This window comes from Amycolatopsis acidicola, assembly GCF_007713735.2.
Classification (GTDB): Bacteria; Actinomycetota; Actinomycetes; order Mycobacteriales; family Pseudonocardiaceae; genus Amycolatopsis_E; species Amycolatopsis_E acidicola.
On sequence record NZ_VMNW02000006.1, the window covers coordinates 133,424 to 157,438 of the forward strand.

Here is a 24,015-nt window from a genome sequence, read left to right on the forward strand (position 1 = left end):
CACTTGTTTGCAGAGCCTAAGCGATTAGGATGGCATCGTGACCGGCGAGGAGACGCAGGCTAAGGGTGCAGACGGTGCGCGACGCGCCAAGATATGGCTAGACTCAACCACCCGAGCAAATACGCAGTGGGTCAACCCACAGCCTGTGGCTGTCAGAAAATTGAAGTTTTCATGGGCTCTCGAAAACAGGAATTTCTCCTTTGATCTCGGTGGAATTTTACTGGGTGGAGACATGGACGGCGAAGAGTTTCTAGCCGAATCTAAGAAATACTACCGAGCGTTGGACCAAGCCGGTCATTATAAAAAGTTCCTAGCCCAATGCTACCGCGCACTAGAATTAAGACCGGACCGATGCGACAATTTTATGTATATCACATGGTCCCCCTTTAGTTCTGATAAATGGGATGAACTTACCAAAGAAGCTAAAGTACGTTCCTCCGTGCTAGAATATCGACATCTAGCTCTAGGCCTAGAGGATGAAAAAGAAGCAGGATCGGCGATCTCCAAAGAACTTTGCAAAGACGTAGCTGAACGGCTTTGGATAATCGTGCTAAGCGACCGACAAGAGAAGCATCTTCGGCCAACACAGGAACATCTCGCCATCATCAGAAAGCACGAAACTGAAAGGGGGTTTCAATGAAGGGGTCCGCATACGCAGAACGTATCTCATATGCGATGAATCTCGACACTCCAGAAGCAAGCATTGACGGCATAAAAAATGCAGTGATCGAAGAATTCTACCAACTTGACCCTCGCGCGCGAGTCAAGAAGACAGAATTTTTTAATCACACATTCGCGCCGGATCTAATCGTATCGTGGCCCTCAAACGCCAAGCGCTACCTCTATCTCAGGTCCGAAACCGAACTTGGTTATCTCCTCGAAGACCTCAGATTCATCCAAGAGAACCGACCGATTATTTTTGAGCTTTCTGACGCTATTGCTAGCGAAGGCGGCTCTGCAAACGAACTAGAACGACAATCCGAACGCAACGACACGTTAGTTACAGATGCGGCTGGGCTCGGCAGCCTAATCGACGGGCGAGATTCAAAATTTCTTGAGCTAGCCACATCATCGCTCGCTCAAGGCGGCCGAGGAGTTCTCGATGAAAACAACGGGAAAGCTGCGACGCTCGCGTTCCGCGGGGGATTCGATGGCGCACTTTCCTTGGATCGAACACGCACAAAAAATGCTGTTTACGCGATCGCTCGATATTTGAACCTTGACCACGCGACCCGGATGCAAAGTCTTTTGCAGGCCGTGTGGGTTGGAGCTGGTGGCAGTCTATCGAACTTTCCCGGTAACTCACCTCACAGTCTGGCTGCAATCTCCGACGACGCGTTAGCTTTCCTAATGGAATACGATGAAATTGACGATGACTACTTTTGGCGGCGCCTCGGCGCAAACGTCGGCCTTCCTCAGCTGACTCGACTTACCCTGCCGCAAGGTTCACCTAACCTTGAGCATTTTATTCACGCTAATCTTAATGTGCTCTGGGGGCGCTGCGTAAGAGTTAAAGAGGCGCAGGAATTTTTGAGCGATACCGACAACGTGATAGGAACCCGTTGGTTTGCCCAGCACAACCTCCTAGGACTTCGAGGACGAAGCTTCGCTGCGTACTTCGGCGATCGCGTTCAAGAACTTGACTCTGTGCGCCCCACGCGACGCGACGGAGTTACTGTCCCCGCACTAAATAATCGTGCATCGAAGTTACATATCGATCAGGTTGAATTTGCCTCGGAGAACAGAACTTTGAAGTACGCATCCTCAGACGGAAGCAACCTAGTCGACACCGAGGAGCTTACTGGGGTAGGCCAATCTATGGGGTCCAGCGGTCTAATCAAGCGTGCCGAAGTGAAGCTTATCTCGGGGCAGCATTTGTCGTGCGATTTCACAAGCGCATCGGCAACCGCGCGTACGAGCGCCCGGATACCTCTCGTATCGCTTGCACTCACTGCGATTCCACTATTCGCTACCCTGTCTGCCGATATTTACGAGCATCTTGCCAAAATGTTTGAGATCGAGGCGCCAAAAGCCGGACAGGCCGAACTGGACTTCAGCACTGATACTGATACTGATACCTAGCCTATCTCGCCACTGGTGCCCCCCGGAGACCGTCGCTCGTCAGACGAGGTGCTATCTGAGTCCGATACGCCGTTTTGGTACTTCCGCAAAAGCGTCATTAGGGTGAGGAAAGCTTTGGTTCTGGCTTTGTAATGCCAGACTCTACTGAAGAGCCACGTGTGAGCAGCTCCTGTGACCTCTAGAAGAATCTTACGCTTTTCAGCTTGAGTACGATCAGAGATCATCAGCATTTGCATCAAAAAGATGTAACCGATGATTGTTTCTTTGATCCGCTTGCCCGCATAAGAAAATACCACGTCTACAGTCTCTGCGTTCATCTTCCGAATGGCGTCTTCAATCCGGCCGTCAGCCTCGCGTCTTTCTTCTCTTAGCCGCTTCCTGGCTGACTCTGGCATATCCACGCCAAGATCCAAGTCATCCCATTTGGCCGCATTGAGCATAATTGTGGTCATTTGATTCCCAAACGATCGACGCTTGCGATGCAAGTCGAGGAGACGGTCCTTTCTAGCCTCCAACCGTGGCTTAGCCAACCACTCGATCCCAAGAGCCACCGCACCCGACGTCAATGCCGAGACAAGAACAGTTTCAATCACGGCTTATTTTCGCTCATTGCTGTTGGCGTCGCTTGAACGACCTACAGTCATTGGCAGCACGCGCCCCGGCGCGGCCGTACTCGCACGGTGCACCCCGCCGCGCCAAGTTATGCAAGACCGCGACTAAGCGCGTCCCGATGGTTGCTCCGTGCTTCGAAGATCGTCAAGCTAGAAGCATGGAGCTACGTAAAATCGCTGGTGACTGCCCTGACAACGAGTGTCCGACCGTCTACCTGTCCGACCGGGGGACGGTCGTCTTCCAGGGTGACGCGGTAAGTGCCGGCCTAAAGCTCGGCCCCGACGAGCAGGCCGTGGAACTGCCGCTGCACATCGTGCGCCAGGCGCTGCCTGAGCTGTCCGGGGGTCAGTAGGTGGCAGTAAGCAACGAGACGGCGGCCGCGCTGTTCTCGGACTTCGAGCGGTCAGCCTTCCGGCTGGAGACGCTCCAGACGTACACCATCCCGCGCGACCAGCCGTCGTATGAGCGGTTCCTGGCTGGTGAACCGAAGCCTGCCGAGTACAACGCGAGCTGGGAGACGACGGTCCGACAGCACGTCGCGGCCGGGAAGACCATGCAGCGAGTCAAGGTGGTGCGGCGGCCGTTCACGGATTACACGCGGTACATGTTCGCCTGGGCGCTACCTGGCAACGTCGCCGCTGGTGAGGACTACCTGATTCTCGACCTGACTGACCGCAGAGTTGACCTGCCCGACCAGGACTTTTGGCTGTTCGACGACACAACGGTTCTGCTGCTGCACTACAACGCGGACGGCACCCTCCGAGACCGCGACCTTGCCGACCAAGCAGACGTTGACCAGTACCGACGCTGGCGTGACTTGGCGCTGGCAGAGGCGGTGCCTTTCGGTGAGTATCGCGACCGAGCCTGACGGCCAGGGCGCACCGCCTGACGTCGGAACGGTGCTTCAGAAGCTACGCAAGGCGGCCGGTCTATCGCAGGCGCGGTTGGCTCACCGCTGCCACATGTCGCAGTCCAAGGTCAGCCGCATCGAGTCGCTCAAGGAACTGGCCAGCGTCGAAGAGGTCGAGCGCATGGTTAAGGCGCTGGAGGTGCCTGACGACCTGGCCGACAAGCTCGTCACCCTGGCCCGCCGCGCGAACGTGGCGCACGTGTCGGGGCGCGCGATGGCCGAGCTTGGCCTTTGGCGCGCGCAGACAGAGATCAAGCACATCATCGAGCTGTCCAGCGTCCAACGGTCGTTCCTACCCGTCATGGTCGGCGGGCTGCTACAGACACCGGAGTACGCCCGTGCGGCCTTGGCGCCGATGCTGCCTACTTCTCCGGCGCGCGACGTGGACAAGGCCGTAGCTGCCCGGCTCGACCAACAGACCGTGTTGGACGACCCATCGCGCGAGTTCCACGTTTTGCTGACGGAACAGGCCGTCAGGTGGAAGCGCATCGACCGATCTGCGATGGCCCGGCAATGCGCGCACCTGGCCGACCTGTCGACGCGGCCGAACGTTCACTTGGGCATTGTCCCGCTCAACGCGAAGGTTCCGGCCGCGCCACTCAACTCATTCCACGTGTACGACGAACGATTGGTGATCGTGGAGCTGTTCTCCGGTCGCGTGGACTACCGCGACCACCGGGACATCAAGTACCACCGCGAACTGTTCGACTTCTTCGGCAGTCATGCACTCAACGGAGACCGCGCCCGTGCTTTCCTGCTCGATGCGCGCGATGACTTTATGTGAGTGCCTGAATCGTACTGGAACCGACAGGCCCCACTGCCTAGCGTTGATTGCGCAATAGGGCGCGGCCCAACGCAGTGAGGGACGGTACAGATGCGACAGGCAACGGAACAAATATTCCACTTAACCTCGGAGCCAGGGTACCTGTACAAGACGATGGCTGACCATTTGATGGAACGTATTGCGAACGGCGAACTGCCGCCACAAATGCCACTCCCGGCAGAGGGCGAGATCTCGCGGCAATACGGTGTGTCACTCGGCACTACCCGTCTAGCGACTCAGCTGCTCCGTCAGCGCGGACTTGTAATGACTCTTAGGTCAAAGGGGACCTATCCGGTGAAGAACTCGAAGAAAATCGCACTCTGGTTCCTCCAAAGAAAACGTGACGACCCAGAGCAGGAACTTGCTGACTTCTTGAGTTTCATCGAGCAGAGGTCTAAGGGAACCGATGCCGAGGCCAACTGACGACGACTATCTCAAGCAACACGAGCGGGTCACCATGATGATCGATCAGCTCGGTGACGTCATCGAATCGTTGGACGACTTCGACAAGGACGCATTCGACATCGTGCGTGCCGACAGGGCCGGGATCTGCGAACTTGAAGACGCGGAAGAAGCCGACTGGCTACAGACGCTGGCGCAGAGCGGTCGGGCAGCTCGCAACGCACACCGTATCGCGCGTTTCTATCGCACGGATCTCGTTAAAGCAATGGAACACGAAGGCATCAAGTTGCCGAACAAGGACGACGAAGAGGGGCACCGGCTAAATGACCGAGGCTAACAAGACGAGGACGCGAAACAGCTCCGGCGGTTACGACACAAGCAAATCTGTCCCTGTGGCCGCACCAAATCCCAACGGGAACCGCGCCGAGCGTCGAGCAGCAGTTCGCGAAGCCAAGAAAAAGAAGTAGAGACGAACAAACGAGCCGCGCCCTCCGATGTCCCAGCTCCGAGGGCACGGCTTCTTCTTAGTCAGAGGAATTCGGAACCGGTTTGAATGAGCGAAGAGTCATCCGATCAAGAGCTGAAAGAACTGGCGATCGCATTGGGTGCGCTCCCCTTGAGCGCGGCTACGGCAGCGATTTCCCTATACAGGGAGCAGTACCGGGACATAGCCGAGAGCCGGGCTGACGCAGTTCAGTTGAACCGGATAGCGGATATTTTCGATGAGATCGAAGGCTGCCTTCAGCAGATAAGAAGCAATGCGGCCGGGTTCGGCGCACAGCTTGAGGAAATACTGGAAGGGCGCAACAAGTCGGCAGAAGGAGCGTTGTAGCCTGGTCGCGACACGATCCGAAGGAGCGCGCGGCTGATGGCTTCGAGCAGGGCTTTCACATCAGAGCAGACACAACGGGTTCTTGACCAGGCGTGCAGCCAGGTCGGCCTAGATGCTTCTGATGCTACTCTGCTCCGCTTTGGCGAGAACGCGATCTACAAGCTCACAGGAATCCCGATTGTTGCGCGGGTGGGCCGTTCCGTGCCTGCTGCCCAAAAGGAAGTGGACGTAGCCCGATGGCTGGCAGCCCGCGATTTTCCAGCCACGAGGCTTGCTCCCGGAATCTCACCAGAACTCGTGGTGCACGACTTCCCCGTGACCTTTTGGGAGTACATATCTAGCGGCGACACCCCAATAACCGCCGGAGACTTCGGGCGGATACTTCGACGACTTCACGCCCTGCCCGCACCGAGCAGCTTCGATCTTCCCAAATTCAAACCGATGCCGAAGATACCCGAACGCCTGGAGAGCCTCTCCCCCGAGCTACTGCCGGCCTCGGATATCGAGTTCCTACGCGAACGCCATGAAGAAGTTGAATCTCAGTTCAAGCAAGTTGAGTTCAAGCTTCCACAAGGACCAATACACGGAGACGCTCATCCGGGCAATCTCATTCGGACAACCTCCGGAGAAATAACCCTCATCGACTTGGAAGACTTTGCCTACGGACCCCGCGAGTGGGATGCCGCCGTTCTGTCGGTTCGACACCAGGCTTTCGGTTGGGTATCCGAAACCGAATACCAGTCGTACGTGGACGCCTACGGATTCGACCCGATCACCTGGCCGGGCTTCCCCGTCGTCAGGGCTGCCAGGGAATTGAACATGACGACATGGCTTGCTCAAACTATGGGTGAATCAACTGAGGTTGCGGCCGAGGTACGAAAGCGCGTGGCCGATCTACGCGATAAGCAAGCTCCTCGACACTGGCGCGTCTTCTGACGGGAGATGAGTCCGGAAAAACTCGAGAAATTCGCGTACAAGCGGATCACCCGCGAAAGCGCCGAGCCTCGACTTGAAGTCGTCAACGTATGCCACAACGCGCAATGACTTCAAATTCGCCGCCGTTTCAACCACAGACCGCGCAACATAAAGGGCTTCTTCCAGGTTTCCGTCCTGCAAGTGCGATGTTGCGAGGACTGTTCTAACGAAAGAAAGGCTCCGCACATAGTTCGATTCCGATTCCCGAATGGAAGCCGCGGCATGATGGTTGGCCAACTCGGCGTTGCCGAGATCGCGGAAGCAGTGGGCGAACTCAGCGTGCAGCTCGGCGGCGTCGAAATAGCGGATCCATTCCGGGTCGTTCTCCGGATTTCCGCCACTGTGCCAGCGTTCCGCCGTGAGCAGAGCAGCCGCCACGTCATCCTCTCGGCCGAGTGACGCGTGCGCCCGCGCTTCCATAGCGAAGAAGAGCGCCATTGTCGTCGGCGTGGCATATCCGTTCGCGCCCTTATGCGCCGCACGTGCCAAGTCCACGGCCCGTTGGTAGTGGCCAAGGAAGTTCGCCTGATGCGACATACCGGCGAGAATCCGGCCGCACAGCGGCTTGTCGCCCGCCGCCTTGGCCAAACGGAATGCCTGCGTTAGGTACCGCTGAGCGAGGCCATGCGCACCTGTGTCGTACGCCGTCCACCCGGCCAGCCGCGTCAACGCTGCGACTTCACGGAAGTACTCGCGCCCAACCGGATCGTGTGGGGAAACGCGCGGGATGTTCGGCAAGACTTCCTGGTCCAGGAAGGACGCGACGAGGGACTTCGGCCGTCCTCCCCCGTACTTGTAGTCGAAGCCGCTGAACATGGCGGTTGCTTCACGGACCGCCTCAACGTCGATCATGGTGATGCGCCGTGGTTCTGCTGGCGGCCGAGACCGATCACTGTCAGAGTCCGTGAGCCACCGGACCACGAGATCGCTCCACGCCTGCGGCACAACCGACAGGGGCGCGACCTTCTTCGGCGTTCGCAGCTCCAGGTCCGTGATCGCCCCAAGTGTGACGACGGTCTGCGCGACCTCTTCGGCGTACTCGAGCCCGACGTCACTCACGGCCGCGTCGTCGTCGCTGGCCGCTTCGGCGTACCCGATGTCGGCAAGCGTGATCGCGCTGCCAAGCAGCTCCCCGAGAACGCGCGCGATCAGCTGGCAGGTGCGCGCCTGAGGCTTAGTGCCGTCAAGCCACCGCTTCACCGACACGTGATCGCACCGAACCAGTTCGCCGCCGTCTTGCTCACTGAGGGAGCGCACCCGCCGCGCCAAGCCCTTGTTGCTCGCTCCCGCCTGCTTCATTACCGCAGCTAGGAGCGTGTTGGGCTGCTTCTCAGTGTCGATCACGGGTACCTCCATGATCATTAAAGCACCCCCTGAGCACCCCCTTCGCGCACCAATGCACCCCCCACGTGCACGAATGCACCCCCTTGTGCACACTCCCGCACCCCCGCCATCGACCGGTTTCCTAGTCACATCAACGAAACACCGGATCGGAACGACCGGCCCGGCGGCGAGAGGAGACCGAAATGGCGAAGAACCCCTACCCCGTGGCCAATGCGGGTAGCGGCCTGCTGGCAAAGGTGATCACGGTCTTGGTGGTGATCGCAGTCCTGACCCTGGTCATCAAGTACCCGGCGGACGTAGCGCGCTGGGTGCGCGGCTTGGGCGGCGTCGTGGACGGGCTTGTCGCCTTCTTCCGAGCCCTGTTGGGCTAACTGTGGTCCGCACCCCGTTCGAGATCGGCAACCCGACGCCGGAGGTCAGCGATGGCCTGCCAGACACGTTCGTCCCCACCCTCACCGGAGTGGCCCACGGCCTGGTCTTCCACCGCCTGACTCCGGACGAACGATCCCTTGCCTGGACGGACGACCACCAGACCCTCATCCCTCAACAGGCCAACCGCACTCTTCGCGGTGTTGATGGCAACACTCCAGGATTCGGCGAGTTCCTGGTAACTCGGTAGCTGCGCGCCGGGGGTGTACTCCCCCGCCTTGATCGCCGCTCGTAAACCGCTGGCCACCTGCAAATACGGCGCACGCGGGTCGTCTGGATCAGGACCGAACTTACCAACCGCACCAACCATACGAACCATGTTATGCCAGGCAGCTCAGTCAACTCTTCCATATCAACACTATTGACAGGGTTGCATGGGTTGCTTAGCGTGTTGTCCCGTCAGCCCCGAGCAGGGGAGCACAGAGCAGCAGGAGCACATCTCTCATGGACGACCTCATTCCGCCCGTCAGCTACGCACCCGATGGCCTCTACGAATCGGACGTTGACGCTCTCATCGCGGAGTACTTCACGACAGACATCCCCGACGGCCCCGCATCCACGTTGGTCGACCGGGTTTCCAGCCACCGCCACGTCCGGCGCATCGATCGGCAAGCGATCAGCGCCGCAGTGCAGTCGGTCCGCCTGAGGGGGTGGGACGCGGACACGGCCGCTTGATTTCGCCCCGGCCCGGCGCACGGAACCGCCAAGAACCACCCGCCGGACCGGGTCTCCCAACCAGCACGAAACGAGCCAGGAGAAAACCAATGGTAGGGCTGAACATGCCCAGGAACACGGGGAGTGCGTATCCGCCCTCCGTCGACGCTCTGTTGCCGAAGGTCCGGGAGTGGGCCGCGGAACTCGGTTCGGCTCCGTCCCGCAACCGGATCATGGCCGAGTTCAAGGTGGGTGCACCGAAGGCCCGCGCTCTCCTCGGCAAGCTGAACGAAGAACAAGAAGCCGCGTCGGTTCGCCCACTTCACGTGGTGCCCGAACCCGACTCGACCCCGAGTCCAGGTCCGGCTCCTGCGTCCGAGCAAGCAAGCGAACCCGCGCAGGCCGCGCCCGTCGCGGCCCCGGGGCCGGACAAGCACATCGACAAGCACATCAAGGTCTGGCCGGTGCTGTTGCTGGCTCTACCCGCGTTCGTCGCGATCTGGGGCGGCTGGGTCGGGCTCGGCCGGTTGACCGGGTTCGGCCCCATCGAGTTGCTCCCGGGAATCTGGGACGGGGCATCGATCAACTCGGCGATCACCCTGCCGATCGGGGTCGAGACCTACGCCGCGTTCGCCCTGCGGGTCTGGCTGTCCGGCGGGAACTCCTCCGAGCGAGCACGTGAGTTCGCGAAGTGGTCTGCGTTCGCGTCTCTCGGACTCGGGATGGCCGGACAGGTCGCTTACCACCTGATGTCCGCTGCGGGCGTGACCCGAGCCCCGTGGCCGATCACCACGCTTGTGTCGTGCCTGCCCGTGGTCGTACTCGGCTGTGGTGCCGCGCTGGCGCACCTGCTCCACACCAACCGCGACCAGGAGGTGAACGACTGATGAGCACCACGACGGATGAATTCCGCGAGAGCGACGACCAGTCCGGCAAGGTCATCGCGTTCCCCTCAGTGGCAGTCGACACCCCGTCCCCGCAGGTTGTCGACGCTGAGATAGTCGACGAGTTAGAAGAGCCCGCGCCGGCCTCTGCCGTGGACACACCGGTAACCGAGGGCTCAAGCTGGCTGGACCGGCTGAGGACACAGAACCGTCAGCCGATCTTCCCCGCCTACCTGCGGTCTGTTTCGGACGCTACGGAAGCGGCGAAGTGGGTGGGCAAGCACTACGCCCACAAGACTGGCTACCACTTGGCGCGCTCGCCGCTGTACGCCTTGCGGTTGGCCGTCCGGTCGCCGCGTGGCGCACTGCTCCTCCTGATCGCGACCGGCCGATACGTGACCGACTCGGAAGGGCGCCCGGCGCGCGCTGAGACCGCGACGGCGGACAAGGCAGAGCTGTACCTCAAGCTGTCGCAGCAGCGGGACCGCCGTGTGGTGCTTCGCTGGATTCAGCTCGGACTTGTGTCGACGCTCGGCCTGGTCCTCTTCCTGGTCCTGCCGAACGTGTTGCCGGAGTGGGTGATCTGGACTTGTGGTGCGCTGGCGGTCGGCCTGCTCGGCAAGCTCGGCTCTACAAAGGACAATCCGGTGATCCCGAACCGCGCGGTTGTCTCCGGCCAGGTGCAGAAGCTGACGAGTGACAACGTGGTGCAGGCCCTGTCTGTACTCGGCATCGCGGGCATCAATCAGGCGTTGGCCAAGAACCCCAACGCAATCGGCTTCACGGCGCCGATCACTCGCGACGGCCCCGGATGGCGCGCAGACGTCGACCTGCCGCCCGGCGTGACGGTCGGGGAAGTGGTCGAGCGGCGCGCCAAGCTGGCGTCCGGTTTGGGCCGTCCGCTCGGGTGCGTGTGGCCGGAAGGCAACGCGGAGGTTCATCCCGGCCGCATGGTGTTGTGGGTGGGCGATCAGGACATGTCCAAGTCGCGTCAGCCCGTCTGGCCGCTACGCAAGTCCGGCACCGTGGACTTGTTCAAGCCTCAGCCGTTCGGCACTGACCAGCGCGGCCGGTGGGTGGACATCCCGCTGATGTTCGTCTCGATGGTCATCGGCGCGATTCCGCGTATGGGCAAGACCTTCACCTTGCGGGAGCTCCTGCTGGTCGCTGGCATGGACGCGCGTGCCGAGCTGCATTCTTACGATCTCAAGGGCACTGGCGACTTGTCGCCCCTCGCTCCGATATCCCACCGGTACCGCGCCGGGGATGAGCCGGAGGACATCGAGTACGCCGTGGCCGACCTTCGTGCCCTGAGCGTGGAGCTGCGACGCCGCGCGAAGGTGATTCGTGAGCTGCCCAAAGACCTGTGCCCGGAGAACAAGGTCACACCGGAACTCGCCAGCAAGAAGTCCCTTGGCCTGCATCCGATTGTGATCGGCGTCGACGAGTGCCAGAAGTGGTTTGAGCATCCGGAGTATGGCGCCGAAATCGAGGAGATCTGTACCGACCTCGTGAAGCGCGGCCCGGCGCTGGGAATCGTCATCATCCTTGCGACACAACGACCTGACGCCAAGAGCATCCCGACCGGGATCAGCGACAACGCAGTGATGCGCTTCTGCCTCAAGGTCACCGGCCAACCGGCGAACGACATGGTTCTAGGCACTTCGTCCTACCGGAACGGTATCCGGGCAACCACGCTTTCCTTCCGAGACAAGGGAATCGGCATCCTCTCCGGCGAAGGGGATGAGCCACGCATCACGCGGAGCGTCTACATCGACGGTGTGGACGCAGAGAATCTGGCAGCGCGTGCCCGCACGATGCGCGTGGCGGCCGGACGTCTGACTGGCTACGCGGCGGGGCTCGACCTCACGCCGGAGGACAGCGAGAACGACGGAGGCACACTGCTCGCCGACGTGCTGTCTGCTGTCGGCGATGCGGACAAGGCGTGGTCCGAATCCATTGTGGACCGGCTGGCCGAGGTGCGACCGGCTGTCTACGGCCCGTGGGCTGAACTGCCCACCGGTACGGCCAAGGCCACTCAGCTCTCCGGAGCGCTCAAGCCGTTCGGCATCTCCACGAAGCAGGTGTGGGCCACCGACCCGAGCACCGGCAAGGGTGCGAACCGGATGGGCCTCAAGCGGGAGTGGCTTGCCGCTGCTCTCACTGAGCGTGATCGAAACACAGGGCGCGGCTAAGTCCGCGACGGGCTCTAGGTCTAGAGCCTCCTCCCTCTAGACCTAGAGCCTCCCCTAGACCCCGAAACAGCACCTGATCAGCGCCCTAGCCCCTAGAGGCGCGGGGCGAACACGCCCAAAAACAGCCCAGGAGACCACATTGAACCCCCTCGACAGCCTGACTGCTTCGTTCTGTCTGGTCATGCTCTTCGTCACCCTCGGCTACATCTGGTCGTGCGCCGTCTACCCCTACAAAGCGTGCCGCTCCTGCCGGGGCTTCGGCCACTTCCGCTCTTCGATCCTCGGTGCTATCCGGCTCTGCCGCCGCTGCAACGGCACCGGCCGCACGCTCCGCGCCGGACGCCGCGCTTACAACGCGACCGTGCGCGCTCACCGCGCCATCCGCAAGGCACAGAACCGCGACCAGCGAGACGGCCAGTGACCCCCCTTCGTCCTTCGTCCGAAAGGTATTCAATGAGCACCGCTCTGCTCGACCCGGAACGCCAGTTCCTCGGTTGCGTGATGCAGCTCCCCATCAATCCGGCCCGGCGGCTACTCGCCGGGATGCGTCCGAACGACGTCGCCAACCCCCTTGCCGCGTTCGTTCTCCACCTCGCGATAGGCGCGGTGGCGAACGACCAGCCACCGATGCCCATCGTGCTCTTCGAACGCGCTCAGGAGATCGCAGGGCGGCCCCGTGCGGCACGGCTTCGTGAGATCGCAGCGTGGATCGCACGGACCTACGAGGCAGCACCGCTTGCCCCCGAACAGCACGCCGCGCACCTCAAGTCCGTAGTGCTCAAGGCCGCGTGGCGCCGGGCTGTCGACGAACACGCGCGCCGGATTCTCCAAGCCGTCGCCGAGTCGTCGACTGACGAACTGCACCGCCTCGCCGACGACACCGGAGCAGCAGACGAACTGTGGACGCGCTACCGCGCGGCACTCAACAACGGAAGCGTTTCGGCGCGGCTGGAGGTCGTTGCCTGATGGCTGACATCACCGAAGCTCTCTCGGCGATCGACGCGGCGATTGCCGACGAACCAGCCACCAACTGCCGCCAGTGCGGTCGGCCGCGTGACGACTCACCGTCGGCGGACTTCTGCTCCGAGAACTGCCAGCGGGTCTGGATGACGCGGCACAGCGCTGCAAAACAGGCCGAAGACCACGGCATCGCGCCGAACCGGGAGCTGCCCGAGGTCGCGCCGGTGCAACCACTGGACTGGCTCGGCCCGGCCCCGGCCGGCACTTTTCTCAAGCCGGGCGGGGAAGTGCTGGACGCGGTGGTGGCGTTCGTGTCGCGGTTCTCCGCGTTCCCGAACGAGCACTGCGCGCCGACGCTGGCCCTTTGGTACGCACACACGCACGTCGCCGAACGGCTCTACGTCACGCCCCGGCTCATCCTGGATTCCGCGGAGCCAGGTAGTGGCAAGACTCGCGTGCTGGAGGTCGGTCAGTACCTGGTGGCGAAACCGGAGATGACCATCAGCATCACTCCGGCGGCCATCTTCCGGATGCTTGTCGACGGGCCGATGACGCTGCTGTTCGACGAGATCGACGCAGTGTTCAACCCAAAGACAGGCGGCAACAACGAGGATCTCCGTGCGCTGCTGAACGCGGGCTACAAGCGCACGGCGACCGTCACGCGGTGCGTGGGCGATGCGAAGAGCATGAACGTCACCCGCTTCCCCGTCTACGCACCCGTTGCCTTGGCCGGGATCGCGGGAGGGATGCCCGACACGATTACGACTCGGGCAATCACGATCCACATGCGCAAGCGCCGCTATGACGAAGTGGTCGAGGAGTTCATAGAACAGGACGTTGAGCGGGAAGCCACGCCGATTCGAGCCGACCTCGGGGCCTGGACAGCCCGTGTCGCGGACGAGATCGCCGGGGCGCGGCCCGAGCGACCCGAAGGTGTCCGGGACCGTGCGGCGGAGATCTGGCGGCCGCTGCTGGCCATCGCGGACGCGGCAGGCGGGCACTGGCCGGAGATCGCACGTAAAGCGTGCCGCCATTTCGTTGTGGAGGCAGGATCGCGGCCTGCCTCGCTCGGCGTGCGGTTGCTGGCCGATATGCGCGACATCTTCACCGCACGCGGCACCGACCGCATGGTGACGGCCGAGTTGATTCGGGAACTGCATGACGTCGAAGACGGGCCGTGGACCGACCTTCAGGGCAAGCCTCTCGACTCTCGACGACTCGCCAAGGAGCTTGAGCGGTACTTGGTGCGACCGAAAGACATCAAGGTCAACGGCAAGGCACTCAAGGGTTACCGCGTCGACGGCGACGGCGGACTTACCGACGCGTGGAGCCGCTACCTGCCGCCGCTCGAAACGGCCGCGACCTCCGCGACCAACGCAACCGAGCAGGCCAACGCTCCATCTGACGCCGCGCCCCCGCCGCGACCAAGCGCGACCGGCGCGGCCCAATCGGTCGCGCTTGGTCGCGGCGCTAAGACACCGGCCGCAACCTCGCTGAACAGCGCGGTCGCGGAGGTCGCGGCAGTCGCGGACGAAACGCCCGGCAACCCCGAGGAGGCGCGATGACCAATGACACCAAGGCGGCGGAGATCGCCTCGCTCCTGGCCAAACTCGCTGAACTGATGGTGAACCAGCCGCAGGAGGCGCCGCGTCCGGCCACGATGCCGGAACGCGTGCTCCTGAAAGTCGAAGAAGCCGCCGCACGCTTGGGAATCGGCCGGACCAAGACCTACGCACTCGTGAAGTCCGGCGACCTGGAATCCGTATTGATCGGCACGTTGCGGCGCATCCCTGCCGACGCGGTCACGGCCTATGCCGCTCGGCTCATCTCTGCTCAAAAAGCCGCCTGAAACAACTTCGCCTGACACAAATAGGAGAAAAATCAGTGGGACGCAACAAACGCCCCGAGGGCACTCGTGCGCCGAATGGCACCTCCAGTGTCTACTTAGGAAAGGACGGGAAATGGCACGGTCGCGTGACCGTGGGTGTGCGCGACGACGGCACGCCGGACCGTCGCCACGTCAAGCGGAAGACCGAAAGTGAAGTCATCAAGGCCGTACGGGCGCTCGAAAAGGAGAGGGATGCGGGCAACGTTCGTAAGCCCGGCCGAGTCCAGACTGTGGCGCAGTGGCTTACGCACTGGGTTGAGAACATCGCGGCCCCGACCGTGCGACCGACCACGATGGTTGGGTATCGAGCTTCGGTCTACAAGCACCTGATCCCCGGTGTCGGTGCGCATCGGCTCGACAAGCTTCAGCCTGAGCACCTCGAAAAGCTCTACGGCCGCATGATTGCGCCTTCCCCGCAAGGGAAAGGACTCAAGCCTGCGACTGCACACCTGGCCCATCGGACGGTCCGCGTTGCTCTAAACGAAGCAGTGAGGCGCAAGCACATCACGCAGAATCCGGCGAGGGTGGCGAAGGCTCCGCGCGTTGTGGTGGAAGAGATCGTGCCTTTCACAGTCGAGGAAGCTCAACGACTGTTCGATGTCGCCTCGACCATGCGCAACGGCGCCCGGTTCATCGTCGCGCTGACGCTCGGGCTTCGGCGCGGTGAAGCGCTGGGACTTCGTTGGTCGGACGTTGATATCGCGTGGGAGCACGGTTGCGCCGTGGTGAGCGTCTGCCGGAGCCAGCGCAAGCCGGAGGCGTGCCCGCATCGCGCGGGCTCCGGCACGCTCACGATTCGGCGCGCTGTCCAGCAGATGACTTGGAAGCACGGATGCTCGCCGGAGGAACGTTGCGGCGAGGAGCGTCCGGCGAACTGCCCTCACCGTCACGGCGGAGGGATTGTCGTCGGCGAGGTGAAGTCTCGCGCCGGGCAACGCGTGGTCGGCTTGCCTGCCCCTCTGATCGACGCATTGGAGGCTCATCGGGCTCGACAGGCTGAAGAGCGGAGGGCAGCAGCCGACCTGTGGGTTCAGGGCGATTGGCTGTTCACGAATCCCTGCGGGGGCGTTCTGCACCCGAAGGAGTACCACCGTGCCTGGAAGTCCCTCCTCCGTAAGGCCGACGTGCGGGACGCCAGGCTCCACGACGCGCGGCACACGGCGGCGACGATGCTGCTTGTCCTCAAGGTTCCGCTCCCGGCCGTCATGGAACTGATGGGCTGGTCGGACGCCGCGATCGCCAAGAGGTACATGCACGTGCCGCGTGAGGTCGTGACGTCCATCGCGAAGGAAGTGGGCGAGCTGATGTGGAAGCAAGCTGGAAAGGACGACCAGGCGGTGAACGGGCCGGACCTCACGCCCGAGCAGCAGCAGGCGATACGACAACTCGCAGGAACTTTGCCAGAGCAGTGGGGGCGCCACCTGACCGAACTGCTTCCGGACGAAGGCGAAGATGGCGGGGCCGGGGCCACAATACCGGCCTGAACAGCGAAAACAAGCCCAGCCTTGACGGCCAGACTCAGTCGTTTGTCAAGTAACGAGGTTTTTTTGAAGTAGTGATGGCGCTAAGAACAACTGCAGCACCGGCGGCAAACGCGGTGACGATCAGCAAGACGATCTGGACCGGGTAGGGAAGCGCCTCGAAGCCCGCCAGGACTTGGGCCGCAGTGGCTGTGGCCGCCAGTATCCCGGCGATGACAACAGGCCAACGACGGTCCATCAGTCGATAGTACAACCGCAGGCGGACGGGCCTGGACCGGCGCGCCGAGTGCAAATGAGACCCAAACTGAGACCCAACGACAAAACGCCCCTCCCCGCTCAACCCGGGGAGGGACGCTCTGCCTGCTCAAAGAGCGGTAGCGGTGGGATTTGAACCCACGGACGGGGTTAACCGTCACACGATTTCGAGTCGTGCTCCTTCGGCCGCTCGGACACGCTACCGCCGACTAGGGTACTGCACGGTCTCAGCGCGTCCGCACCCACCTGCGCCTCGTGATCGGGCGGCGGCTCACGCCTCCCGGCGCCCCGCGAAGAACTCGTCCAGGAGCGCCGCACACTCGTCCTCCAGCACGCCGCCGACGACCTCGGGCCGGTGGTTCAGCCGCCGGTCGCGCACCACGTCCCACAACGACCCGACGGCTCCCGTCCTCGGTTCCCACGCGCCGAACACCAACCGTGCGACGCGGGCGTTCACCAGGGCACCCGCGCACATCGTGCAAGGCTCGACCGTCACCGCGAGCGTGCAGCCCTCCAACCGCCAGCCGTCGCCGTGGTTCCGGGCCGCTTCGCGCAGGGCGAGGATCTCCGCGTGCGCCGTCGGGTCGCCCAGCTCCTCGCGCGCGTTGCGGGCGCCGGCCAGCAGCTTGCCGTCGGGGGCGAACACCGCGGCGCCGATCGGCACGTCGGGCCCCGCCGAGCGGGCGGCGTCGAGTGCGACGCGGATGCGATCGGCGTCGTCCATCAGATCTCGTCGAGCAGCGCGCTCAGCTCGGTGTCGAACCCGCAGCGCTGGGCGATCATCTGCAGCTGCTCGTCCGGATACAGATCCACCTCGCCGGCGATCACCTCGAGCTCCGGGGCGGGCAGCCCGATGTCGGCGAGGATCTCCAGATCGCCCTCCGGCCAGATCGACTCGTCGTCCTCGTCCGGCGGGTCGGCGCGCAGCAGGTCGAGCACGTCCGCCGCGATGTCGTAGTCCAGCGCCGCCGCGGCGTCCGACAACAACAACGAGGGCCCGCGCGGACTGGGCCGGACGATCACGAAGAACTCGTCGTCCACCGCGAGCAGCCCGAAAACCGCCCCGGTCGACCGCATCTTCGCCAGCTCAGTGATCGCCGCGTCCAGGTTCGTGAGCGCGGCGGGCTCCAGCGCGCTGCAGCGCCATCGGCCGTCCTCCCGAACCACGGCCACCGCGAAACCCGCGACCGGCTCCTGCACCGCCATGCGCACACCGTATACCTGCGAAGTACGGATATGGGTGAGGATCGACCCATGACCGGACCCACTGATCTGCCTTCGCTGCCGGACGCACGGCTCGCCGGGCTGCGCGCCGAGGCGGAGACCCTGCAATCGGCCACTGTCGAGCTCCGGCGGGACCTCCACCGCTACCCCGAACGGGGGCTCCAGCTGCCCCGCACCCAGGAAAAGATCCTGCAGGCGCTGGACGGCCTGCCGCTGGAGATCACCCGCGGCAAGAGCACCACCTCGGTCACGGCCGTGCTGCGCGGCGGGCAACCCGGCCCGGCGGTGCTGCTGCGAGCCGACATGGACGCGCTGCCGCTGCAGGAGGACACGGGGGTCGAGTACGCGTCGACCGTCGAGGGGTCCATGCACGCCTGCGGGCACGACGCCCACACGGCGATGCTCGTTTCGGCGGCGAAGCTGCTCACGCGGCACGCCGACGAGCTGGCCGGTTCGGTCGTGTTCATGTTCCAGCCCGGCGAGGAGGGTTTCCACGGCGCGCGGCACATGATCCACGAAGGCGTGCTCGACGCGGCCGGCGAACGGGTCGAGCGGGTCTTCGGCCTGCACATCATCGCGAACATGCCGGCCGGCCAGATCCAGACGCGGCCCGGGCCGCTGATGGCCTCGGCGGACACCTTCAGCGTGCAGGTGATCGGCAAGGGCGGGCACGGTTCGGCGCCCCACCACACGATCGACCCGATCCCGGCCGCCGCGGAGATGGTCGGCGCCCTGCAGACGCTGATCACCCGGCGCGTCAGCGTGTTCGAGCCCGCCGTGCTGTCGGTGACCCGGATAGCGGCGGGCACCACGACGAACATCGTCCCCGAGACCGCCGAGCTGGAGGGCACGATCCGCACGCTCTCGGAGAGCACGCGCGCGTTCGTGCGGGCCGAGCTGCCGAAGGTGTGCGAAGCCGTGGGCACCGCGCACGGCTGCCGGGTTTACGCCGACATCGAACCGGGTTACCCGGTCACGGTGAACGACCCGCTCGAAGCAGGCCGCGCGCTGGCGCTGGCGCGCGAGGTGCTGGGCGAGGACCAGGCCGTCGTGATGCGGGACCCGATCATGGGGGCCGAGGACTTTTCGTATGTGCTGCAACGAGTTCCCGGGGCCTTCGCGTTCGTCGGCGGATGCCCGCCGGACACCGAGCCGGACGAAGCGGCGGCCAATCACTCCAATCGCGTGACGTATGACGAAAGCGCTTTCTCCGCCGGTGTGGCAATGCACGCGGCCTTCGCGCTGGACGCCCTGCGCCCGCCGCACCGAACACTGGCAGGATGACGCCCCGTGCGAGACGTATGCGTGATCGGACTCGGGTTGATCGGCGGCTCGTTGCTGCGCGCCGCCGCGGCGGTCGGCCGGGAGGTGTGGGGCGCGACGGAGTCGGAGGCCGATGCCGCCGCGGCCGCCGCCGACGGTTTCGACACCACCACCGACCTCGGCTCCGCGCTGCGAAAAGCCGCGGAGCGGGACGCGATGGTGGTGCTCGCGGTGCCTCTCACCGCGCTCGACGAGGTGGTGCGCAAGGTCGGTCAGCACGCCCCGAACTGCCTGCTGACCGACGTGACGAGCGTGAAGTCGGCCGTGCGGGCGTCCGTCCTCGCCTTCGCGCCCGAGACGCGCTTCGTCGGCGGGCACCCGATGGCGGGCACGGCCGAATCCGGCTGGCGCGCGGGTAACTCAGCGCTGTTCGGCGGCGCCGCGTGGGTGGTCTGCGTCGAGGACGACACCGATCTGGACGCCTGGGCGGAGGTGGCGAGGCTGGCGCTCGACGTCGGCGCCCACGTGGTGCCGCTCGGGTCGGAAGCGCACGATGAGGCCGTCGCCCGGATCTCCCACCTGCCGCACCTGCTCGCCGCGGTGCTGGCGACCGTGGGGGCGCAGGGCGGGCCGCTGGCGATGGCGCTGGCCGCGGGCTCCTACACGGACGGGACGCGGGTGGCGGGCACGCGGCCGGAGCTGGTGCGCGCGATGACCGAGGGCAACCGGGACGCGCTGCTGCCGGTGCTGGACGAGGCGCTCGGCAGGCTCGGCGCGATGCGCGGCTCGCTCGCCTCGACCGGCGGGCTCGCCGCGACCATCACCGCAGGTCACGAGGGTATGCAAGCGTTTGCGCAGGCCCGTGAGGCGACGCCGGCCGGGGTCCGCGTGAACCTGGACGCGCCGGACGCCCGCGACGGGTTGCGCGGGCTGGGCGAGCGAGGTGGCCGCATCACTTCGATCGCCGACGACACCGCCATCGGCGAGGTGGCGTAGGCGCGGGCCTACTTCGGGCCGGGGTCGTCGCCCTGGTTCTTGTGCAGGAAGTCCTTGGCCTTCGTGCTCATGTTGTCGATCTTCTCGGAGTGCTGGCCGAACTTCGACTTCGCGAACCCGCTCGCCTTGTCGATGCCCTGCTCGATCTTCTCCGCGTTCTGGCCCAGCGCGTCCTGCGCCTTCTTCTTCATTTCGTCGAAGTTGATGCCCATGCGACCATCACACCCCAAAGTCTCCCGGAGTGCACCACGAGCGAAAGGGCCGCGATGCCGGACACGTTCACCTTCGAAGTCGTCCGCACCAGCAGCGCCGCGCCGGCGAAGCTGTTCCAGCTCGAAGTGGACGGGGCGCGTTGGTCCGACTGGGCGAAACCGCTGATCGTGCAGAGCGGCTGGGAACGGTGGGCCGACCCGGTCGGCGGCGTCGGCGCGATCCGGCGCGTCGGCCTGTTCCCGATGCTGATGTTCGAGGAGACGCTGGAGTACGAACAGGACCGGCGGCACGTCTACACCTTCGCCCGCAACGGCCCGGTCAAGGACTACCGCGCCGAGGTCCTGTTCACCCCGGCCGCGGACGGCGGCACCGAACTGCGCTGGCGCGGCTCGTTCGAGGAGAAGTTCCCCGGCAGCGGGCCGGTCGTGCAGAAGCTCCTCCGCACGGCGATCGTGTTCCTCGCCGGGCGGCTGGTGCGCGCGGCTGAGTCCGAAAGGGACGGTCGCTAACCCGCGCCGAGGCACAGGAACGGGCGCCGGAGCGGGTCGACCGCAGTGGCTTCGGCGAGGGCCAGCGCGGGCGAGACGCCGGAAGCCAGCCTGCGGTGCAGGTCGGTCATCGCGTCGGCGGCCGCGCTGTCGCCGACGCGGGCGATGGCACCGACGACGGCGCGTGAGCCACTGGCAAGCAGTGCGCCCGCGAAACCGAGGGCTTCCTCGCCGGGCCGGATGTGGCTCATCGCGAGTTCGCAGGCGGCCAGCACAACCCGCTCCGGCGGGCGCTCCAGGCGCGCGGTCTCGTGCGCGAACAGCGGGCCGTCGACGAGGTCGAGCCGGGAGAACAGGGCGTTCGCGGGTTCGTGCGCGCCGTGCGCGACCAGGTGCGCGAGGCCGGAACCGTCGAGCGCCTCCAGCACCGCGCCGCTCGTCGCGCCCTGCCCGTCGACCAGGGTCGCCTTCGGGTACACCGACCGCAGCTCCCGCACCTCGCCGATCGCGCCGGGTACGCCGGGACCGCCGACGAGCACGACGGGATCCGGGCGGCTGCGTTCCGCCGCGGTCCGCCACGCCGTGGCCGACGGGGCGATGGAAAGCGGGCGCCCACGGAGGCTCGGCAACGCGGCCCAGGGCAGGGCGTACAACTCGCCGAACGGAACGATCACCAGCTCGCGATCGCCGATCGCGTCGGCGAGCGGGCCGATCAGGAGTTCGTCAAGCAGCTTCGCGCGCTTCTCCGCCGACGTCGTGACCGCGGCGACGAGCGGAGCGGCGAGTTGGTCCGGCGCAAGCACATTGAGGTCGGCGTGCAGCTGCTTGGTGATCTCGACGGTCTCCCCGAGCGGCCCGAGCCGCAGCAGCCGGAACCGGCCGTCCCGCACCACCACGGCCCACACCGCGTCCTCGTGCCCGACGAGGCTCACCAGTACCCGATCACCCAGGTGTTCGGCCACGTCCTCGGGCGCGGACACCGGCCGCGGCCTGCCCCACGGGCTCGTGTACCACCCCAGCCGGCCCGCTTCCCGTTGCAGCTCGCGGTATCGCGCCTCGAGCGCGGCGACCGGTTTGCCCGCCAGCCGATCCTGCTGCGCCGCGCGCTGCAGGTGCCGCATCTCGGTGATCAGCCGCGCCAGCACGGGATCCGCGATCGCCGGGAGCGGCTCGTAGCGGTACACCTGCGCGCGAGTTCGTTCCTGCCAAACGAAAAGCCGTCGCGCGCCCGCGTGCCCGCGAGCACGCTCCAGCACGAGACCGGACGCGAGCCTGCCCAGTTCCTGGCCGTGCACCGCCGTGCCACACACCAGGTCCAGCCCGCCCATGCGATCGCGCACCAGGCTCAGCTCGGCGAACCCGGCCCGCGCCTGCGCGAGCGCTGAACGCGAGTTTCCCTTCGCCACAGCCAATTCCGCATGACACAGCCGGCGCAGCATCACGTGGTCGACCGGCGTGGTCTGGCGTGGCTTCGGGACGTGCGCGAGCAACTCCTCGGCCTCGTCCACCGCGTCACGCCGCAAAAGCAGCCGCACGGCGAGTAAACGCGCGACGGCCGCCTCGTCCCGCAGACCGAGTTCACCCAGCCGGGTGGCGTGGTCGACGAGCTGACCCGGCAGCTTCTTCGGCGGGCGGCGGCCGTCGTCCAACGCCTCCGTGGCGTCGGCGCGCAGCCGCGCCAGTGCCGCGACCTCGGCCCATCTTTCGTTGCTGCGCCTGAGAAAATGTCGCCGCGCGGACGTCGCGAACTGGCGCGCCAGCGCGTAGTCGCCGTCCAGGATCGCCGCACCGGCGCCGGTCACCTGCGCCTCGGCGTAGTCCTGCATCACCCTGTTCTTCTTCAGCCCGGGAAGAGCTTCCTCGAGATGCCGCGCCGCTTCCTCGGCGAGCCCGGCCGTCAGCAGCGCCCGCGCCTGGTCCATCCGGAGCCGTGGCAGCGAACCCGGCCCGGCTTCGGTCAGCAGCCGCGCGGCCTGCTCGTACTGATCGAGCGCGGCGGGGATATCGCCGACGAGCTGCGCCCTGTCACCGAGGTTGTGTCGGACTTTTCCTTCCAGCCGCCGGTTTCCGTGCCGGATGGCGAGTTCGAGGCACCGGTTGAGGTCGACGAGCGCGGCATCCGGTTTGCTCACCGCGAGGTTGACGTACGCCCGGTTCATCAAGTTGTTGGCGAACAACAGCCAATCGTCCGGGGCCTCCTGCTCCAGCACCGGCAGCGCGGCGTCGAACTGTGCCAGCGACTCGGTGAGCCTGCCGACCCGGAACAACATCAGCGCGTGCTGCAGCCCGGCGATCGCTTCCATCGTGGCGCGCCGCGAATTCTCCGGCAGACGGCGAAGGTGGGCGCGCGCGGCTTCGAGGTGGACGAGACCCGCCTTCATCGAAGTGGTCTCTACCTCTGCCGACGCGAGGCTGATCAGGATCCGCGCGCGGAGCTCCAGCCAGTCCTCGTCGGCGGTCCCGTCCGCGTCGAGCTGCTTGAGCGCACCGGTGAACAGCCGCGCGGCCTGCGCTGGGCCGTGGTCGGCCGCGGCGGCGCGGCCACGCTGGTACAGCCGGCCCGCGGCCGCGAGCACACGTTGCTGGCGGGACACAGACCTTATCTGAGCACACCCCGCCCGCCGGGCGTACGGCCGGTGACCTTAGAGAACGACAGCGGGCGTGACCACCGTGCGGTCGCACCCGGCACCCCCGACGGAGATCACGATCTGGGTGGTACCGCGCGGAACCTCCTCCAGCACGAACCGGCCGCCCTCGTCGGCCGTGGTCCGCGACGCGCCGTGCTCGGCCACCCTGACCTCCACGCCGTGCATCCCGGCCGGCACCAGCCAGCCGTCGATGCGATGGGACCTGCCGGTGCGGGTGAGGTTGATCATCACGGTCAGATCGCTGACGGTGAACGTGATCGTGCCCTGGTCGACACTGCTGCGAACCCCGGCGAGCTCGTCGTCCCGCACCCAGCGGGCGACTTCGACGTCGAGGTTTTCCAGCTCCAGCGCGAACTGGACGCGTTCGACCAGTCCCGCTGGCGGCGGGTCGGCCATCGCGATGACCCGGCCCAGTTCGGCGAGCAGCATCTCGTCGTCCGGATGGGCGCCGCCCTCC

Annotated in this window: 30 protein-coding genes and 1 tRNA gene; 21 read left to right on the forward strand and 10 right to left on the reverse strand. The window is 64.9% G+C overall.

Annotated features, from left to right (window positions below; all coding sequences use genetic code 11):
* Positions 1-37 precede the first annotated feature (37 nt).
* Together FPZ12_RS06855 and FPZ12_RS06860 are read left to right on the forward strand one after the other, a co-directional pair.
* Positions 38-640: a hypothetical protein gene (locus FPZ12_RS06855; protein ID WP_144746640.1), complete on the forward strand. Its 603-nt coding sequence runs from the start codon at positions 38-40 to the stop codon at positions 638-640.
* A 35-nt stretch (positions 641-675) separates the two neighbouring features.
* Positions 676-2,082, forward strand: a complete 1,407-nt coding sequence (locus tag FPZ12_RS06860) for a hypothetical protein (protein WP_144746642.1) — start codon at positions 676-678, stop codon at positions 2,080-2,082.
* Here FPZ12_RS06860 and FPZ12_RS06865 read toward each other — a convergent pair.
* A complete protein-coding gene (locus FPZ12_RS06865; protein ID WP_144746644.1) occupies positions 2,079-2,675 on the reverse strand; it encodes a hypothetical protein in 597 nt (198 codons plus the stop codon). The two genes, FPZ12_RS06860 and FPZ12_RS06865, sit on opposite strands and share 4 nt — an antisense overlap.
* Before the next feature lie 176 nt (positions 2,676-2,851).
* On the opposite strand from FPZ12_RS06865, the gene FPZ12_RS06870 reads away from it, so the two are divergent.
* The 7 genes from FPZ12_RS06870 to FPZ12_RS06900 all read left to right on the forward strand — a co-directional run bounded on the left by FPZ12_RS06870 (position 2,852) and on the right by FPZ12_RS06900 (position 6,597).
* Positions 2,852-3,046, forward strand: a complete 195-nt coding sequence (locus FPZ12_RS06870) for a hypothetical protein (protein WP_144746645.1) — start codon at positions 2,852-2,854, stop codon at positions 3,044-3,046.
* Positions 3,047-3,562, forward strand: coding sequence for a DUF6879 family protein (locus FPZ12_RS06875; RefSeq protein WP_144746647.1), 516 nt, complete (start codon positions 3,047-3,049; stop codon positions 3,560-3,562).
* Positions 3,540-4,388: a helix-turn-helix domain-containing protein gene (locus FPZ12_RS06880; RefSeq protein ID WP_243769707.1), complete on the forward strand. Its 849-nt coding sequence runs from the start codon at positions 3,540-3,542 to the stop codon at positions 4,386-4,388. The genes FPZ12_RS06875 and FPZ12_RS06880 overlap by 23 nt, the downstream gene beginning before the upstream one ends.
* 153 nt (positions 4,389-4,541) lie before the next feature.
* A complete protein-coding gene (locus FPZ12_RS46980; protein ID WP_341771207.1) occupies positions 4,542-4,850 on the forward strand; it encodes a winged helix-turn-helix domain-containing protein in 309 nt (102 codons plus the stop codon).
* 34 nt (positions 4,851-4,884) lie between these two features.
* Entirely contained in the window at positions 4,885-5,166 is a 282-nt protein-coding gene (locus tag FPZ12_RS06890) for a hypothetical protein (RefSeq protein ID WP_144746650.1), read from the forward strand.
* Positions 5,167-5,382: 216 nt separating this feature from the next.
* A complete protein-coding gene (locus FPZ12_RS06895; protein WP_144746653.1) occupies positions 5,383-5,661 on the forward strand; it encodes a hypothetical protein in 279 nt (92 codons plus the stop codon).
* A gap of 36 nt (positions 5,662-5,697) precedes the next feature.
* Entirely contained in the window at positions 5,698-6,597 is a 900-nt protein-coding gene (locus tag FPZ12_RS06900) for a phosphotransferase enzyme family protein (RefSeq protein ID WP_144746655.1), read from the forward strand.
* Here the strand turns inward: FPZ12_RS06900 and FPZ12_RS06905 are convergent.
* Positions 6,556-7,980 carry an NsdA family TPR-like regulatory protein gene (locus FPZ12_RS06905; RefSeq protein WP_243769708.1) on the reverse strand — a complete coding sequence of 475 codons (1,425 nt, stop codon included), beginning with the start codon at positions 7,978-7,980 and terminating at the stop codon, positions 6,556-6,558. The genes FPZ12_RS06900 and FPZ12_RS06905 overlap by 42 nt on opposite strands.
* A gap of 182 nt (positions 7,981-8,162) precedes the next feature.
* On the opposite strand from FPZ12_RS06905, the gene FPZ12_RS06910 reads away from it, so the two are divergent.
* Positions 8,163-8,351: a hypothetical protein gene (locus FPZ12_RS06910; protein ID WP_144758223.1), complete on the forward strand. Its 189-nt coding sequence runs from the start codon at positions 8,163-8,165 to the stop codon at positions 8,349-8,351.
* Here FPZ12_RS06910 and FPZ12_RS06915 read toward each other — a convergent pair.
* A complete protein-coding gene (locus FPZ12_RS06915) occupies positions 8,348-8,719 on the reverse strand; it encodes a GntR family transcriptional regulator (RefSeq protein WP_144758221.1) in 372 nt (123 codons plus the stop codon). The two genes, FPZ12_RS06910 and FPZ12_RS06915, sit on opposite strands and share 4 nt — an antisense overlap.
* A gap of 134 nt (positions 8,720-8,853) precedes the next feature.
* Between FPZ12_RS06915 and FPZ12_RS06920 the strand changes: the two genes are divergently transcribed.
* The 8 genes from FPZ12_RS06920 to FPZ12_RS06955 all read left to right on the forward strand — a co-directional run bounded on the left by FPZ12_RS06920 (position 8,854) and on the right by FPZ12_RS06955 (position 16,474).
* Positions 8,854-9,084 carry a hypothetical protein gene (locus tag FPZ12_RS06920; RefSeq protein WP_144758219.1) on the forward strand — a complete coding sequence of 77 codons (231 nt, stop codon included), beginning with the start codon at positions 8,854-8,856 and terminating at the stop codon, positions 9,082-9,084.
* Between the two features lie 104 nt (positions 9,085-9,188).
* Positions 9,189-9,950: an ABC transporter permease gene (locus tag FPZ12_RS06925; protein WP_243769709.1), complete on the forward strand. Its 762-nt coding sequence runs from the start codon at positions 9,189-9,191 to the stop codon at positions 9,948-9,950.
* Positions 9,950-12,142 carry a cell division protein FtsK gene (locus FPZ12_RS06930; protein ID WP_144758215.1) on the forward strand — a complete coding sequence of 731 codons (2,193 nt, stop codon included), beginning with the start codon at positions 9,950-9,952 and terminating at the stop codon, positions 12,140-12,142. Before FPZ12_RS06925 ends, FPZ12_RS06930 begins: the two co-directional genes overlap by 1 nt.
* A 139-nt stretch (positions 12,143-12,281) precedes the next feature.
* On the forward strand, positions 12,282-12,563 hold the full coding sequence (locus tag FPZ12_RS06935) for a hypothetical protein (RefSeq protein ID WP_243769710.1): 282 nt from the start codon (positions 12,282-12,284) through the stop codon (positions 12,561-12,563).
* Between the two features lie 32 nt (positions 12,564-12,595).
* Positions 12,596-13,108, forward strand: a complete 513-nt coding sequence (locus FPZ12_RS06940; protein ID WP_144758213.1) for a hypothetical protein — start codon at positions 12,596-12,598, stop codon at positions 13,106-13,108.
* On the forward strand, positions 13,108-14,667 hold the full coding sequence (locus FPZ12_RS06945) for a DUF3631 domain-containing protein (RefSeq protein WP_144758211.1): 1,560 nt from the start codon (positions 13,108-13,110) through the stop codon (positions 14,665-14,667). The genes FPZ12_RS06940 and FPZ12_RS06945 overlap by 1 nt, the downstream gene beginning before the upstream one ends.
* Positions 14,664-14,951, forward strand: a complete 288-nt coding sequence (locus tag FPZ12_RS06950; RefSeq protein ID WP_144758209.1) for an excisionase family DNA-binding protein — start codon at positions 14,664-14,666, stop codon at positions 14,949-14,951. The genes FPZ12_RS06945 and FPZ12_RS06950 overlap by 4 nt, the downstream gene beginning before the upstream one ends.
* Positions 14,952-14,986: 35 nt before the next feature.
* Positions 14,987-16,474 (forward strand): tyrosine-type recombinase/integrase, encoded by a 1,488-nt coding sequence (locus FPZ12_RS06955; RefSeq protein WP_144758207.1) that lies wholly within the window; start codon positions 14,987-14,989, stop codon positions 16,472-16,474.
* Positions 16,475-16,508: 34 nt separating this feature from the next.
* Here FPZ12_RS06955 and FPZ12_RS06960 read toward each other — a convergent pair whose 3' ends face one another.
* From FPZ12_RS06960 to FPZ12_RS06975, 4 genes are all read right to left on the reverse strand, one after another.
* Entirely contained in the window at positions 16,509-16,709 is a 201-nt protein-coding gene (locus tag FPZ12_RS06960; RefSeq protein WP_144758205.1) for a hypothetical protein, read from the reverse strand.
* A 134-nt stretch (positions 16,710-16,843) separates the two neighbouring features.
* Positions 16,844-16,930: transfer RNA gene (locus FPZ12_RS06965), tRNA-Ser, on the reverse strand.
* 67 nt (positions 16,931-16,997) lie between these two features.
* Positions 16,998-17,450: a nucleoside deaminase gene (locus FPZ12_RS06970; protein WP_144758203.1), complete on the reverse strand. Its 453-nt coding sequence runs from the start codon at positions 17,448-17,450 to the stop codon at positions 16,998-17,000.
* Positions 17,450-17,932 carry a tRNA adenosine deaminase-associated protein gene (locus FPZ12_RS06975; protein WP_144758201.1) on the reverse strand — a complete coding sequence of 161 codons (483 nt, stop codon included), beginning with the start codon at positions 17,930-17,932 and terminating at the stop codon, positions 17,450-17,452. The genes FPZ12_RS06970 and FPZ12_RS06975 overlap by 1 nt, the downstream gene beginning before the upstream one ends.
* A gap of 48 nt (positions 17,933-17,980) precedes the next feature.
* On the opposite strand from FPZ12_RS06975, the gene FPZ12_RS06980 reads away from it, so the two are divergent.
* Together FPZ12_RS06980 and FPZ12_RS06985 are read left to right on the forward strand one after the other, a co-directional pair.
* Positions 17,981-19,234 carry a M20 metallopeptidase family protein gene (locus FPZ12_RS06980; protein ID WP_166462611.1) on the forward strand — a complete coding sequence of 418 codons (1,254 nt, stop codon included), beginning with the start codon at positions 17,981-17,983 and terminating at the stop codon, positions 19,232-19,234.
* A 21-nt stretch (positions 19,235-19,255) separates the two neighbouring features.
* Entirely contained in the window at positions 19,256-20,209 is a 954-nt protein-coding gene (locus FPZ12_RS06985) for a prephenate dehydrogenase (protein ID WP_144758225.1), read from the forward strand.
* Positions 20,210-20,217: 8 nt separating this feature from the next.
* Here the strand turns inward: FPZ12_RS06985 and FPZ12_RS06990 are convergent, their stop codons facing one another.
* Complete coding sequence (locus FPZ12_RS06990) at positions 20,218-20,421, reverse strand: antitoxin (protein ID WP_144758200.1); 204 nt, start codon at positions 20,419-20,421, stop codon at positions 20,218-20,220.
* 54 nt (positions 20,422-20,475) lie between these two features.
* Here FPZ12_RS06990 and FPZ12_RS06995 point away from each other — a divergent pair, with 54 nt between their 5' ends.
* A complete protein-coding gene (locus FPZ12_RS06995; RefSeq protein ID WP_144758198.1) occupies positions 20,476-20,931 on the forward strand; it encodes an SRPBCC family protein in 456 nt (151 codons plus the stop codon).
* Here FPZ12_RS06995 and FPZ12_RS07000 read toward each other — a convergent pair.
* Both FPZ12_RS07000 and FPZ12_RS07005 read right to left on the reverse strand, forming a co-directional pair.
* The gene (locus FPZ12_RS07000) at positions 20,928-23,504 is read right to left on the reverse strand and encodes a CHAT domain-containing protein (RefSeq protein WP_144758196.1); all 2,577 of its coding nucleotides are present in this window, start codon (positions 23,502-23,504) and stop codon (positions 20,928-20,930) included. The two genes, FPZ12_RS06995 and FPZ12_RS07000, sit on opposite strands and share 4 nt — an antisense overlap.
* 48 nt (positions 23,505-23,552) lie before the next feature.
* Positions 23,553-23,987 carry a carboxypeptidase regulatory-like domain-containing protein gene (locus FPZ12_RS07005; RefSeq protein ID WP_208025776.1) on the reverse strand — a complete coding sequence of 145 codons (435 nt, stop codon included), beginning with the start codon at positions 23,985-23,987 and terminating at the stop codon, positions 23,553-23,555.
* Positions 23,988-24,015 lie beyond the last annotated feature (28 nt).